Annotated in this window: 14 protein-coding genes; 5 read left to right on the plus strand and 9 right to left on the minus strand. The window is 65.8% G+C overall.

Annotated features, from left to right (window positions below; genetic code table 11):
- Positions 1–246 precede the first annotated feature (246 nt).
- Positions 247–795 carry a CAP domain-containing protein gene (locus tag EG885_RS19600; RefSeq protein ID WP_242679760.1) on the plus strand — a complete coding sequence of 183 codons (549 nt, stop codon included), beginning with the start codon at positions 247–249 and terminating at the stop codon, positions 793–795.
- Between the two features lie 109 nt (positions 796–904).
- Here the strand turns inward: EG885_RS19600 and EG885_RS19605 are convergent, their stop codons facing one another.
- Both EG885_RS19605 and EG885_RS19610 read right to left on the minus strand, forming a co-directional pair.
- Entirely contained in the window at positions 905–2,719 is a 1,815-nt protein-coding gene (locus EG885_RS19605) for an ABC transporter transmembrane domain-containing protein (RefSeq protein ID WP_131578008.1), read from the minus strand.
- Positions 2,720–2,794: 75 nt separating this feature from the next.
- Positions 2,795–3,469 (minus strand): 5'-methylthioadenosine/S-adenosylhomocysteine nucleosidase, encoded by a 675-nt coding sequence (locus tag EG885_RS19610; RefSeq protein WP_242679761.1) that lies wholly within the window; start codon positions 3,467–3,469, stop codon positions 2,795–2,797.
- Positions 3,470–3,599: 130 nt separating this feature from the next.
- Here EG885_RS19610 and zapE point away from each other — a divergent pair, with 130 nt between their 5' ends.
- Positions 3,600–4,781, plus strand: a complete 1,182-nt coding sequence (gene zapE / locus EG885_RS19615) for a cell division protein ZapE (RefSeq protein WP_131578010.1) — start codon at positions 3,600–3,602, stop codon at positions 4,779–4,781.
- Here zapE and EG885_RS19620 read toward each other — a convergent pair.
- Positions 4,778–5,410: a DsbA family protein gene (locus EG885_RS19620; protein ID WP_131578012.1), complete on the minus strand. Its 633-nt coding sequence runs from the start codon at positions 5,408–5,410 to the stop codon at positions 4,778–4,780. The two genes, zapE and EG885_RS19620, sit on opposite strands and share 4 nt — an antisense overlap.
- A 93-nt stretch (positions 5,411–5,503) precedes the next feature.
- Between EG885_RS19620 and EG885_RS19625 the strand changes: the two genes are divergently transcribed.
- Together EG885_RS19625 and EG885_RS19630 are read left to right on the plus strand one after the other, a co-directional pair.
- On the plus strand, positions 5,504–5,821 hold the full coding sequence (locus tag EG885_RS19625) for an HNH endonuclease (protein ID WP_131578030.1): 318 nt from the start codon (positions 5,504–5,506) through the stop codon (positions 5,819–5,821).
- A gap of 264 nt (positions 5,822–6,085) precedes the next feature.
- On the plus strand, positions 6,086–6,670 hold the full coding sequence (locus tag EG885_RS19630; RefSeq protein WP_131578014.1) for an outer membrane protein: 585 nt from the start codon (positions 6,086–6,088) through the stop codon (positions 6,668–6,670).
- Between the two features lie 59 nt (positions 6,671–6,729).
- On the opposite strand, the gene EG885_RS19635 is transcribed toward EG885_RS19630, so the two are convergent.
- The 4 genes from EG885_RS19635 to rimO all read right to left on the minus strand — a co-directional run bounded on the left by EG885_RS19635 (position 6,730) and on the right by rimO (position 11,417).
- The gene (locus EG885_RS19635) at positions 6,730–7,308 is read right to left on the minus strand and encodes a hypothetical protein (RefSeq protein WP_131578016.1); all 579 of its coding nucleotides are present in this window, start codon (positions 7,306–7,308) and stop codon (positions 6,730–6,732) included.
- Between the two features lie 119 nt (positions 7,309–7,427).
- Positions 7,428–9,083, minus strand: coding sequence for an energy-dependent translational throttle protein EttA (gene ettA / locus EG885_RS19640; RefSeq protein WP_131578018.1), 1,656 nt, complete (start codon positions 9,081–9,083; stop codon positions 7,428–7,430).
- Between the two features lie 56 nt (positions 9,084–9,139).
- Positions 9,140–10,075: a sulfotransferase family protein gene (locus tag EG885_RS19645; protein ID WP_131578032.1), complete on the minus strand. Its 936-nt coding sequence runs from the start codon at positions 10,073–10,075 to the stop codon at positions 9,140–9,142.
- Positions 10,050–11,417, minus strand: coding sequence for a 30S ribosomal protein S12 methylthiotransferase RimO (rimO, locus tag EG885_RS19650; protein WP_165571224.1), 1,368 nt, complete (start codon positions 11,415–11,417; stop codon positions 10,050–10,052). The genes EG885_RS19645 and rimO overlap by 26 nt, the downstream gene beginning before the upstream one ends.
- 260 nt (positions 11,418–11,677) lie before the next feature.
- On the opposite strand from rimO, the gene EG885_RS19655 reads away from it, so the two are divergent.
- A complete protein-coding gene (locus tag EG885_RS19655; protein ID WP_131578022.1) occupies positions 11,678–12,136 on the plus strand; it encodes a hypothetical protein in 459 nt (152 codons plus the stop codon).
- A 40-nt stretch (positions 12,137–12,176) separates the two neighbouring features.
- On the opposite strand, the gene EG885_RS19660 is transcribed toward EG885_RS19655, so the two are convergent.
- Together EG885_RS19660 and EG885_RS19665 are read right to left on the minus strand one after the other, a co-directional pair.
- Positions 12,177–12,938 (minus strand): ABC transporter permease, encoded by a 762-nt coding sequence (locus EG885_RS19660; RefSeq protein ID WP_131578034.1) that lies wholly within the window; start codon positions 12,936–12,938, stop codon positions 12,177–12,179.
- Positions 12,939–12,943: 5 nt separating this feature from the next.
- On the minus strand, positions 12,944–13,873 hold the full coding sequence (locus EG885_RS19665; RefSeq protein ID WP_131578024.1) for an ABC transporter ATP-binding protein: 930 nt from the start codon (positions 13,871–13,873) through the stop codon (positions 12,944–12,946).
- Between the last annotated feature and the right edge of the window lie 244 nt (positions 13,874–14,117).

A 14,117-nucleotide genomic window follows, 5' to 3' on the forward strand; every position in this document is an offset into this window, starting at 1 on the left:
CGCTGCGGGGGCGGGGGCTGCCTCGGCCTTGCCGAACACCGCCTTGCCCGCGTCTTTCACGAAATCCCAGATGGCCATGTGCGTCAGTCCTTTTGGTATGATGATGCCGGAACGACCGCCATGTCGGTGCGGTTCCGCCTGCCCGCCGGTTCACAACCCTAAGGATATAGTCAGGGCCGAACACTCTCTGTTAAGGTTTGTCGGATATGCCGGTTTCGGCAGGACGACACAGCAGATGGGCAAGACATGCAAAAAGCGATCAGGGTCAAGGCCGGGCTGGCGATGATGCTGTGCGGGGTTCTGGCGGCAGGCTGTGCCGGTACGGCACCGACCGGCGCCAAGGGCACGGACCCCCATGCGGTTCAGGTTGGCGCACCGGGTGCCGCGACCTGCCGTCCCACCACCGCCAGCGAGAATGCGACAGGCGCGGCAGTCACCAACCAGCTGCGGCAACAGGCCGGGCTGGCGGGCGTTGCGCCCAATCCGCAACTGGCGCGGGTCGCCGCCGCCCATGCCTGCGACATGGCGCAACGGGGGCGGATGACCCATCTGGGCGACAAGACCACCGGCCCCGCGATGCGGCTGAAACAGGCGGGTTATCAGCCCACCATCTCGGCCGAAAACATTGCCGCAGGGCCCTATTCCCTGCCCCGCGTGCTGGCGGAATGGAACGCATCGCCGGGGCATCAGGCCAATATCATGCTGCCGCAGGTCCGCGATTATGGCGTGGGTCAGGCGCTTGGGCCGGACGGGCGCACGGTCTATTGGGCGGCGGTCTATTCCGCGCCGCGCTAAGGCGGGGGCGCGCCAAGGCGGGGGCTGTCCTGCCGCCCTGTCCGGTGCAACCGGTCAGGTGCGACCCGTCAGGCCGCGGTTGGTCAACAGGCTGTCGATCAGGGGCTCGTCACGCCTGCCGGGCCAGCGCGGGATCAGCCTGCAGGCGGGGGCCGTCGGTGAACTGCATCCGGGCCAGACGGGCGTAAAGCCCGCCCTCGGCCACCAGCTGGTCGTGGCTGCCGGTGGCGACGATGCGGCCCTGATCCAGCACGATGATGCGGTCGGCCTGCTTCACCGTCGCCAGGCGATGCGCCACGACGACCGTGGTGCGCCCCTCGGCCAGACGGCTGACCGCCGCCTGCACGAGGGATTCCGATTCGGCGTCCAGCGCGCTGGTCGCCTCGTCCAGCAGCAGGATCGGCGCATCGCGCAGGATCGCGCGGGCAATCGCCACGCGCTGACGCTGACCGCCCGACAGCATGACCCCGCGTTCGCCAAGCGCGGTGTCATAGCCCTGCGGCAGGGCGGCGATGAAATCATGGGCATGGGCGGCCCGGGCGGCGGCCATGACCTCGGCATCGCTGGCATCGGGACGGCCAAGGCGGATGTTTTCGCTGGCCGAGGTCGCAAAGATCACCGGATCCTGCGGCACCAGCGCGATCTGCCCGCGCAGATCGGTGCGGGCCAGATCGCGCAGATCGATCCCGTCCAGCATGACCTGACCCGCCTGCGGATCCCAGAACCGCTGGATCAGCTGGATCACCGTCGTCTTGCCCGCCCCCGAGGGGCCGACAAGGGCCACCGTCTCTCCGGGGTGGATGGTCAGGTCGATCCCCTCGAGCGCCGCCGTATCGGGGCGCGAAGGAAAACGCAGGCCCACGCCCCGCAGCGTGATCTGCCCGCGCAGGGGCCGGGGCAAGGGCAGCGGATGGACCGGATCGGTCAGCGTATCCTGGGCCGACAGCAATTCGGCCAGACGCTCGGTCGCGCCGGCGGCGCGCTGCAATTCGCTCCAGATCTCGGACAGGGCCCCCGCCGCGCCCGCGACAAGAATCGCATAGATGACGAACTGGACCAGCTGGCCCGCCGTCATCGCACCCGTCTGTACATCGCGCGCGCCGATCCACAGCACCCCGATCACCCCCGCAAAGATCAGAAAGATCACGATCGCCGTCATCACCGCCCGGGTGGCGATCCGCGTGCGGGCCACCTGATAGGATTGTTCGGTGACGGTATCGAAGCGGGCGATGCTGCGCGCCTCGGCGGTATAGGCCTGGATGGTCTGGGCGGCCAGAAGCGTTTCCGACGCGGTCCCGGACGACGCCGCGATCCAGTCCTGACCCGCCCGCGACAATGTGCGCAGCCGCCGCCCCAGCACGATGATCGGGATCAGGATCGCAGGCACGATCAGCAGCACCATCGCCATCAGCTTGACCGAGGTCAGCGCCAGCATCCCCAGCCCCCCGAACAGGATCAGGATGTTGCGCAGCGCGATGGACAGGGACGATCCGACGACCGACTGGATCAGCGTGGTGTCGGTGGTGATGCGCGACAGGATCTCTCCGGTCATGACGCGTTCGAAGAAGGCGGGCGACAGGGTGATCACGCGGGCATAGACGGCCTTGCGCAGATCGGCCACGACCCGTTCGCCCAACCGCGTGACAAAGAAATACCGGGCGGCGGTGCCCAGGGCCAGCAGCGCGACGATCATCAGCGCCGCGCCGAAATAGCGGTCCAGCAGCCCCGCGCCATCGTCGAAATTATCGACCACCCGGCGCGCGGCCAAAGGCAGGATCAGGCTGATGGCCGAGGTCAGGACCAGCGCCACCATCGCCAGCACCACCTGGACGCGATAGGGCCGCACGAAAGGCCACAGCGCGCCAAGCGCCCCCACCTGCCGGCTGGTGGGCCGGTCTTCCAGATTGCCTGCGCCGCGTCTCATGCCTGTGTGACCGTCATTGTTTCCCCCGCGCCCCGGTCTAGGGCGCGATGCGGCCAAGGACAAGCGCGCCGGATGTCACGGCCACAGCCCAAGCGCCGGATCGCGGCGCTGCAGCGCGGCCTCCAGCAGGTCGATCGCCTCGGCCAGCCGGGTGTCGATGACCTGCAGATAGCGGGTCCAGTCGTCCATCCCGCGCAGATCCTCGGCCCCGTCCGAGATCCCGCGCAGCCCGATCAGCGGCAGGCCGAACCGTTGCGCGGCGCGCAGATGGGCAAAGGTTTCCATATCGACCATATCCTCGTCGATGGCGTCATAGGCGGGGCCGCTGATGACGGCCGCGCCGGTGGACAGGCTGGCCACGGGCAGGCCGGGGATGCGATGGGGAAGATCGATCACCCGCGGCAGGTCCAGAAACGGCGTGCAGCCGCGCGCAAAGCCAAGCGCGCTGGCATCCATGTCGCGAAAGGCCACCGCCCCGGCCTGATAGACCTGCGCCTGCGCCAGCCGCGCCGAACCGGCCGAGCCAAGGGACACCACCAGCTGGGGCAGCGTCGCCATCCCCGCCAGCGCGGCGGTCAGCTGGACGGCGGCCTCGACGGGTCCGACGCCGGTCATCAGGGGGTGGATGCGGGCCTGCAGGGCGGGGCCGTATTCCGCCTTGGCGGCCATCACGAACAGGATCGGCAGTCCGGCCAGCATATCCGGGGCCGAAGGGGTGGGCATCGGGGTGGCGGGCATCGGGCTGGGCATCCGCGATCTTTCGTTGGGGCGCGCGCGCGCGTCCTTTGGCGTGACATGGGCGCGCCTGAGCGGTCAAGCCCCCCTTGCGGCCCCAAGCCGCGCTGTGGCAGGGGTGCAGGGGTCAAGCAAGGGGCAGATCATGGGTCAGGTCAGCGATCTCTACGCCCGCCGCGTCGCGGCAGGACAGTTGCGGCAGGATCCGGCGCAGATGCAGATCCTGCCCCATATGGACCGCGTGCTGGCCGAGATGCAGGCCGAACCGGCGCCCAAACGATCCGCATGGCGGGCGTTTCTGGGTGTGGGCAGCCCCGATCCCGCCCCGGTGGCCAAGGGGCTGTACCTGTGGGGCGGCGTCGGGCGCGGCAAATCCATGCTGATGGATCTGATGGCCGATGCGGCGGGCGATATTCCCTGCCGCCGCGTCCATTTCCACGAATTCATGCAGGAGATTCAGGCAGGATTGAATCAGGCCCGGATGCGCGGCGAACAGGACACGGTCCGCCCGGTCGCCGAGGCCGTCGCCCGCCAGACCCGCCTGCTGTGCTTTGACGAGATGCAGATCACCGATATCGCCGATGCGATGATTGTGGGGCGGCTGTTTCAGGTGCTGTTCGATCAGGGGGTGACGGTGGTCACCACCTCGAACCGGGTGCCCGAGGATCTGTACAAGCACGGCCTGAACCGGCAGCTGTTTTTGCCCTTCATCGGGCTGATCCGCGACCGGATGCAGGTTGTCTGTCTGGACAGCCAAACCGACTATCGCCAGAACCGGCATGGCGGTCAGGTCTGGTTCACCCCCGCCGATGCGGCGGCCAAATCCGCGCTGGACGCCGCATGGGAAGCGCTGACCGATGGTGCCGCCCCCACCCCCCTGACGATCGAGGTGCAGGGCCGTCAGGTCACCCTGCCCGCCCATGCCGGTCGGGTGGCGCGGTCGGGATTCTGGGATCTGTGCGGGCGCCCGCTTGGGCCTGCGGATTATCTGGCGGTCGGGCGGGCGGTCGATGTGCTGCTGATCGACGGGGTGCCGCGTCTGTCGGCCTCGAACTATAACGAGGCGCGGCGGTTCGTCACGCTGATCGACGCGCTGTACGAGGCCAAGGTGCGGCTGATCGCCAGCGCCGCCGACCTGCCCGAACAGCTGTATAACGAGGGCGAGGGCAGTTTCGAATTCGAACGCACTGCCAGCCGGTTGCGGGAAATGCAGGACGAGGCCTGGGGCCGCAGGGACGCGGCGCCCGACGACGCCGTCCCTGATGGCGCCGCACCGGGCGGCACGACGCCCGATGCGCCATCTGGCAAGGCCCCGACGGCGGGCTAGACCCCCATCGTCTGCCGGCCCCGCGCGACCAGCTCGCGCAGTTCGGCCAGCGTCATGGCGCCAAAGGTGGCCTCGTCACCGCACAGGAAGCTGGGCGTGCCCATCAGGCCCATGTGATCGGCCAGCAGATGGCTGTTGGTGATGTGGCGTTCCACCGGATCGGCCAGCATCCCCTCGCGCAGGGCGGCCTCGTCCAGACCGACCTCGCGGGCGATGCGCATCACGGTGGCCTCTTCGGCGCGGCCCTGCATGCTCAGCAGGCCCGCATGCATCTGCCAGTACCGCCCCATCGGCAGCGTCGCCAGCGAGGCGCGGGCGGCGAATTCAGACCCCGGACCAAAAACCGGCCATTCGCGATAGACCACGCGCAGTTGCGGGTCGCTGCTGACCAGTTGCTGGATCAGCGGCAGCATGGTCCGGCAATGAGGGCAGTTGTAATCGAAGAACTCGGTCAGGGTGATATTGCCGTCGGGATTGCCCAGCACCGGCGCGGTCGGGTCGCGTTCCAGCGCGCGGCGCAGCTCTTCGGGCATCGGGTTCGAACGGGCGGGGGCCTGTGCCATCGCGGGCAGGGCGGCAAGGGTCGCGGCGGCGGCGGATGCGGCCAGAAGGGTGCGCCGGGTCGGCATGGCTTGTCCTCTCATCGGGGGTCGGGTCATATGACGGGCGTAACGCGAGGGCCCATCATGCGTAAATCACGAACCCTGGACGGCGGCGTCACGATGCCGTCAGACCCCGACGGTGCGGACGGCCCGGATGCGGAAGGCCAGATCCCCGTCTGCCCGCTGTGCCTGCGCCCGATCCCGCCGGATGTCGCGCAAAGCCGCCATCACCTGATCCCCAAGCTGCGCGGCGGCAAGGGCGGACCCACAGTGCTGTTGCACCACATCTGCCACAAGACGATCCACAAGACCCTGCGCGAATCCGAACTGGCGCGCAACGTCAACACGGTTGAAACCCTGCGCGAGCATCCCGATCTGGCGCCCTTCTGGGCATGGATCGCGCGCCGCCCACCGGGCTTTGACGGCAAGACCCGCTAGGGGCCCGCCCCTGCGGCAATGTCTGCGCGGATGATTTTCGCGGGCCCGCTGCGGCGATCCGGGGAGACCTCGCGCAGGCCGTGAAGACGGGGCGCGCCCTTTCCCCGGCCTGCGGCCGATCCCCGGACGGATGGCTCACAGCGCGTCACGTTGGCGTGGTTGCGCTGTGGACACGGCGACGGCGCCCGCCCCGCCGCCCGGCCTTTCCCCAATCAGGTCAGAGGACTAGGTCAGCCTGACTGAAAGACCACAAGGATGACTGCCATGAAATTTGCACTTGCCACACTGGGCGCCAGCCTGTTCGCCGTGACCGCCCATGCCGGGGGCTATGTCGCCCCGGTCGTCGAAACGGCGCCCGCGCCGGTTGTCACGCCGGTCATGGCGCCCGCGTCGGACTGGACGGGCTTTTATGCCGGTCTGCAATACGGTCAGGGCGATGCCGATGCCTCATTCGGCCCACTGAGCGGGTCGTCCGATTTCGACGCCTATGGTGTGCATGGCGGCTATCAGCGCGATCTGGGCCGCTTTGTGCTGGGTGGAGAGCTGGATTACAACCGCATCGACCTGGACGCTGCGGATGACAATGCCGATCTGGTCCGCCTGCGCGGTCGCGCCGGTTACGATCTGGGCCGCTTCCTGCCCTATGTCACGCTTGGCGCCGCGCATGTGGACGGCGCCGGTCTGTCGGAAACCGCAGCCACCTTCGGCCTTGGCGCCGATTTCAAGGTGACCGAGCGTGTGACGATCGGCGCGGAATACACCCGTCAGGATTTCAGCGATGTCGCTGATACCGACAATCTGGATCTGGACACCGACATGGTGCAGATGCGCGCCTCGTTCCGCTTCTGATCGCGGACAGGATTGTGAAAAGCGGCCCATTTCGGGGCCGCTTTTTGCATGTCGGGCGATCAGATCGCGGTGGCCTTGACCGCCTCACGCAGTTCGGGATGCATCACCCAGGCAAATTCGCCATCCTCGCGCACGGGGCCGCCGCGGGCCAGAATGCCGGTCAGGGCCATATCCTCGCCCGGCGCGACCTCGGGGGCGGTCACGTCCATCGCTTCGGCCATCAGGCGACCGGCCTTGCCATAATGCAGATTGGCGGTGTTGGGGTTGCGATAGCCCGCAACCTCGGCCAGCTCGGCCGCCGTCATGCCTTCGTCGCCTGCAGCGGCATGGGCGCGCAGCATCACCAGCTGCTTGTCGGTCAGGCCCGCGCCGCGCAGCCCGTCGGTGTAATCATCGACGGTGGGCACGTCGAAACCCATCGTCTCGTCATGGCGCCGGCGGCCCTGACGCTGACCGGCCTCTTCGTCGATCTGCGCCTTCAGCGCCTCGATCGCCGTGTCGGCATCCTTACCGGTCGCCTCATGGGCGAAACCGCGCCCGCCGGTGCCTTGGCGCAGAAAGGCGCGCGCCGTCCAGACACCGGACAGCTGGCCCGCTTTCAGCATGAATTTTCCGTATTCGATCGAGATCGTCGCCATCTGACCCTCCTGTCGTCTGAAACCGGGACCGTTTCAGCTTTCGGCGGTGATGGAAACCGCCTTGTCTGAAAAAGGGCGCCGCAGATGCGACGCCCCCTCCGTTTTCCGCCGATTTGGGATCAGCGCGTGAATTTCTTGTACTTGACCCGCTTGGGGTTGACCGAATCCGGGCCGAGGCGGCGGATCTTGTCTTCCTCATAAGCCTCGAAATTGCCTTCGAACCATTCGACATGGGCATCGCCCTCGAAGGCCAGAATATGCGTGCAAAGGCGGTCGAGGAAAAAGCGGTCGTGGCTGATGATCACCGCGCAGCCGGCGAAATCGTCCAGCGCCGCTTCCAGCGCCTGCAGGGTTTCCACGTCCAGATCGTTGGTCGGTTCGTCCAGCAGCAGGACGTTCCCGCCCGCTTTCAGCAGTTTCGCCATATGCACGCGGTTGCGTTCGCCGCCCGACAGGGTGCCGACCTTTTTCTGCTGATCGCTGCCCTTGAAGTTGAAGGCAGAACAATAGGCGCGGCTGTTCATCGTCGCATCGCCAAGCGCGATCAGTTCCGCACCGCCGCTGATCTCTTCCCACACGTTCTTGCCGTCGCCAAGCGCGTCGCGCGACTGATCCACATAGGACAGCTGCACCGTATCGCCCAGGGTGATCGTGCCCTCGTCAGGCTGTTCCTGCCCGGTCAGCATGCGAAACAGGGTCGACTTGCCCGCGCCGTTCGGGCCGATCACGCCGACGATGCCACCGGGAGGGATGGTGAAATCGAGGTTTTCGATCAGCAGCTTGTCACCCATCGCCTTTTTCAGGCCGATCACTTCGATCACCTTGCCACCAAGGCGTTCGCCATTGGGGATGATGATCTGGGCGTTGGCGATACGCTCTTTCTCGGTCTTGTTCGCCATCTCGTTATAGGCGTTGACGCGGGCCTTCTGCTTGGCCTGACGGGCCTTGGCACCGGCGCGGATCCATTCCAGTTCGCGCTCCAGCACTTTTTGCTTGGACTTGTCCTCGCGCGCTTCCTGCGCGACCCGCTTGGCCTTGGCCTCCAGCCACGAGGAATAGTTGCCCTCGTGCGGCAGACCGCGGCCGCGTTCAAGTTCCAGAATCCAGCTGGTGATGTCGTCCAGGAAATAGCGGTCGTGGGTCACGGTCAGGATCGTGCCCTTGTATTCGATCAGGTGCTTTTGCAGCCAAGCGATGGTTTCCGCGTCCAGGTGGTTGGTCGGTTCGTCCAGCAGCAGCATGTCGGGCGCCTCAAGCAGCAGCTTGCACAGCGCCACGCGGCGGCGTTCGCCGCCCGACAGGGTGGCCACGGTCGCATCATCGGGCGGGCAGCGCAGGGCCTCCATCGCGACATCGACCTGGCTGTCCAGATCCCACAGGTTTTCCGCGTCGATCTGATCCTGCAGGGCCGACATTTCCTCGGCCGTCTCGTCGGAATAGTTCATCGCCAGTTCGTTATAGCGATCCAGCTTGGCCTGCTTTTTCGCCACGCCCAGCATGACATTGCCGCGCACGTCCAGGCTTTCGTCCAGCTGCGGTTCCTGCGGCAAGTAACCGACGGTCGCGCCCTTGGCGGCCCAAGCCTCGCCGGTGAAATCCTTGTCGATTCCCGCCATGACGCGCATGAGGCTGGATTTCCCCGAGCCGTTGACGCCCACGACGCCGATCTTGACGCCGGGCAGGAAGTTCAGCTTGATATTTTCAAAGACCTTCTTGCCGCCGGGATAGGTCTTGGACACGCCGTCCATGTGATAGACGAACTGATGTGATGCCATCGGGAATGCTCCTGAGATTTGCCGTCTTGTAGGCCATCAGGCGCGCTGATGGAAGATCAGCGGATCTGCGCGACGAAATCCGTGCCCAGCAGATCGCGGATCGCCGCCACCTGAGGCGCCAGACGCTCCTCCAGCGCAGCGACCGCCTGCGGCGGCGGCATCAGGCCCGACGGATTGGCAAAGACCTTTTGGGTCAGATTGCCGTAAAAGCACGGCCCGATGCCCAGATGCGCCTCGACCGCGTCCATCACCTCGTGCGGGGCGCTGGCGATCTGGCCGAAGGGAATGACCAGCATGTCGGGATATCGCGCCAGCCAGCGCGGCAGATAGGTCGCGTAATCGCCGCGTTCGTCCAAAACCGGGTTCGCCACCTCGGCCAGCCAGTCGTCCATGGTTTCGGGGGTCCGCTTTTCCCGGCGCAGGTTCATGCGCAACTGCGAGATGGCCCGGTCGACCGGGTGGCGGATCAGATAGATCACCCGCGCCTTGGGCAAGAAATTGCGGACCGCCTGCACGCCCTCGTCCGGCAGGCCGGAATATTCGGGGGTGAAATCCATCGGCATGGCATGGGCGGGCGCCGGGGCGAAGATGCGCTTGTACCATTGGTTGTGGAACATTTTTCCACTGGTCACGGATTTCAGGTAATCGTCCAGCTCGGGCGCCAGATCGACCTTGCGCATCTTGTGGCGCTGGCGGATCTCCTGCGGCTTGTTGCGGTAATGCCAGGCGATCCAGTGGCGGTGTTCGGGGATGTGTAGATGGTTGAAATACTGCACCTCTTTGAAGGGCGGGATCCAGACCTGCGGATGCTGGCCCAGCATCTGCGCCAGCCAGCTGGTCCCGGCTTTCTGCGCCCCGATGCACAACGCGCCGGGCTTGCGCGGCTGACCCATTGGATCAAAGGCCGGGCTGACGGCCAGGGTGGTCAGCAGCCGCGCCGCCGCGTCATCGCCCGTCTCCGCCGCCTCAGCCGAGTGTTCCCCAGAGATCATAGTCACCTGCCTCATCCACTGTCACGGTGACCATATCGCCCGGCGACAGCTGTTCAAACCCCTGATCGATGAACAGGTTTCCGTCGATTTCCGGGGCGTCGGCCTTGGTGCGGCAGGTCGCGCCATCGGCATCGACCTCGTCCACGATGACCTGCTGGCGGGTGCCGATCTTGGCGGCCAGCCGGGCCTCGCTGATGGATTGCGCCTTTTGCATGAAGCGGTCAAAGCGGTCCTGCTTGACCTCGGGGGCGACGTGATCGGGCAGCGCATTGGCCCGCGCGCCCTTGACGTTTTCGTATTGGAAGGCGCCGACCCGGTCCAGCTGCGCCTCGTCCAGCCAGTCCAGCAGGGTCTGGAATTCGGCCTCGGTTTCGCCGGGATAACCCACGATGAAGGTGGATCGCAGGGTGATGTCGGGGCAGACCGCGCGCCATGCCGCGATCTCGTCCAGCGTCTTCGCCGCCGCCGCAGGCCGGGCCATGCGGCGCAGAACGTCAGGGTGGGCGTGCTGGAAGGGGATATCCAGATAGGGCAGCACGATACCCTCCGCCATCAGCGGGATCAGATCGCGCACATGCGGATAGGGATAAACGTAATGCAGCCGCACCCATGCGCCCAGTGACCCCAGATCGCGGGCCAGATCGGTGATATGCGCGCGGTGGCCGCGTTCGGTGTCATGCTTGCGATCCAGACCATAGGCGCTGGTATCCTGGCTGATCACCAGCAATTCCTTGACCCCGGCCTGCACCAGCTTTTCCGCCTCCCGCATGATCGCATGGGCGGGGCGGCTGACCAGACGCCCGCGCATATCGGGGATGATGCAGAATTTGCACTTGTGATTGCAGCCTTCCGAGATCTTCAGATAGCTGTAATGGCGCGGCGTCAGGCTGACCCCGCTGGCCGGCAGCAGGTCGATGAACGGATCGGGCTTGGGCGGCACGGCGCCATGCACCGCGTCCAGCACCCGTTCATATTGCTGCGGGCCGGTCACGGCCAGCACGCGCGGATGGGCGCCGGTGATGTAATCGGGTTCCGCCCCCAGACAGCCGGTGACGATCACCCGGCCATTCTCGCGCAGCGCCTCACCGATGGCATCCAGCGATTCGGCCTTGGCGCTGTCCAGAAACCCGCAGGTGTTCACGATGACAGCATCGGCGCCGTGATAATCGGAACTGATTGCATAACCCTCGGCCCGCAGGCGGGTCAGGATCCGTTCGCTGTCGACCAGCGCCTTGGGACAGCCAAGGCTGACCATGCCGATGGTCGGCTGGCCATCGCGCCGCTGATCGGGGATGCGGGCGCGGGCAAGGTCGGGGCGCAGGTCGGGCGGGTTCTGTTGCATCAACCGCACATAAGCGATTCGGGACGTCGGGAAAAGTCCGTTCCGCAGGCTTCGCTCAGCCGTCAGCGACGGCGCATGAAACGGCGGATCAACTTGAAAATGGCGAACAGCTTGAACAGACGGAACATCGGCTTCTCCGGTTGGGGTATGCGGGTGCAACGTCGGCGCCCGGCGATCGGTTCAGCAATCAATCCGTGACGCGCCCCATCGTCGCCGGAACGTGATTTCAGTTCTGCGCCGTTTTGGCGAAAGGATGACGCATGAACAGCATCTTACGCCCCACCGCCCTTGTCGCCCTGCTGCTGGCCGGCCTGATGACCGCGCCACAGGCAAGCGCCCAGCAGGGCCGCTTTATCGACGTGACCGACAATCGCGGCGGCAATGTGCTGCAGATGGTCCAGCGCCGGTCGGAACTGGAGCGGTCGGGCAAGATCGTGCGCATCCGCGGCTATTGCCGGTCGGCCTGCACGATCCTGACGACGCTGCCCAATGCCTGTCTTGGCCCCCATGCCCGCATCGGGTTTCACGCGCCGCGCATCCCCAATACCCAGATCATCCCGCCCTATGTCGATCAGATCATGGGGAATTATTATCGGGCGGGCATCCGCGACCGCTGGTTCGGCGGCTGGAACCGCTCGATGGAGATGCAGGTGATCACGGCGCGCGACTATGTCCGTCTGGACCCGCAGGCCCGCATCTGCGACAGCATCCGGCCCTGAAGGCCGGTCGCCGTCGCCCCAATTCTTATTCCCGCAGCGCTTATTCCCGCAGCCGCCAGCCGGTGGCAAAGATCCAGCGGATGATGGCCAGACAGACCACCACCATGATCCCCACCGCCACCAGCGACACGCCGACCGGCACATCGGCCAGCCCGAAGAACGACCAGCGGAACCCCGAAATCAGATACAGGACCGGGTTCAGCTTGGCGACACCTTCCCAAAAGGGCGGCAGCATGCTGGCGGAATAGAAAGCACCGCCCAGAAAGACCAGCGGCATGATGATCATCATCGGCACGATCTGCAGCTGTTCGAACGACTTGGCCCACAGCCCGATGATGAATCCCAGCAGGCTGAAGCCTATGGATGAGAGGATCAGAAAGGCCACCATCCAGAACGGATGCAGGATATGGACCCCCACAAAGACAAAGCTGGTCAGCAGGATCACCAGCGCGATCATGATCGCCTTGGCGGCGGCGGCGCCCACGAACCCCATCGTCACCTCGATCCAACCGACCGGAGACACCAGGTATTCATAGATCGTGCCGCTGAATTTCGGGAAATAGATGCCAAAGCTGGCATTGCTGACGGCCTGTTGCAGCACGGTCAGCATCATCAGCCCGGGCACGATAAAGGCCGCGTATTCCACCCCCTCGACCGATTCGATCCGCCCGCCGATGGCCGCGCCGAAGACCACGAAATACAGAACCGTCGACAGCACGGGCGAGGCCAGAGACTGCCAGATCGTCCGGAAAAACCGCATCATCTCGTGGTGAAAGATCGCGCCCACGCCGCGCCAGTTGATGCCCATCATGCCGCATCCTCCGAAACCAGTGACAGAAAGACATCCTCAAGACTGGATTGCCGGGTCGAGACATCGCGCACGGTGATCCCCTGCGCCGCCAGATCGCCCAAAAGCCGCGCGATCCCGGTGCGTTCGGCCCGGGTGTCATAGTCAAAGGTCAGGCGGCGGCCATCGTCGGACAGGCTTAGCGACCGCCCGGCCAGACTGTCTGGAATGGCGGCCAGCGGCTGATCCAGTTCGATAATCAGGCTTTTCTTGCCAAAATCGCCCATCAGTTCGGCGGTGGGGCGGACCAGCAGCAGACGACCCTTGGCGATGACGCCGATGCGGTCGGCCATTTCCTCGGCCTCTTCCAGATAATGCGTGGTCAGGATGATCGTCACGCCTTCGCGGCGCAGATCGCCGACAACCTCCCACATCTCGCGGCGCAGCGCCACGTCGACGCCTGCGGTCGGCTCGTCCAGAAACAGCACCTTGGGTTGATGCGACAGCGCCTTGGCGATCAGCACCCGGCGCTTCATGCCGCCCGACAGCTCGCGGGTGGCGGCGTCGCGCTTGTCCCACAACGACAGGGCGCGCAGGATGCGTTCGACATAGGCGTCATCGGGGGGCATCCCGAACAGACCGCGGGTAAAGCGCACGCAGTTGATGACCTTTTCGAACGGCTCCAGCGCGATTTCCTGCGGCACCAGACCGATCAGCCGCCGCGCGGCTCGCCAATCGGTGCGGATATCATGCCCGCCCACCCGAACCGTGCCGCCTGTCGGCGTCACCAGCCCGCAGATGATCGAGATCAGCGTCGTCTTGCCCGCCCCGTTCGGTCCCAGCAGGGCGATGATCTCGCCCTCGTCGATGGTCAGGCTGACGTCGTCCAGCGCCTTGGTCCCGCTGCCATAATCCTTGGACAGATGGTCGATGTCGATGATCGCGCCCATGCGCCTCTCCCGAATGGTGAATTTGGGGACGATGGTGCAGGGCCGCATGCGTCCGCTCCCCCAGATAGGCCTCCCCACCCCGGATTGCCAGAGGCACCGCAAATCTCCTGTATTGGTCCTCCGCAAAGCCTCCTGCATGGGTCTGAAAATATCCCACGGGGGTCGCCGGGCGGGCGCCACCGGTCCAAGACCGCCCGGCGACGGGTGTGAAACCCCCGCCTCCGGCGGCGCCGCTTGCGCCCAC

The sequence above is a fragment of the Paracoccus nototheniae genome, from assembly GCF_004335005.1.
In the GTDB taxonomy this organism is placed as follows: Bacteria; Pseudomonadota; Alphaproteobacteria; order Rhodobacterales; family Rhodobacteraceae; genus Paracoccus; species Paracoccus nototheniae.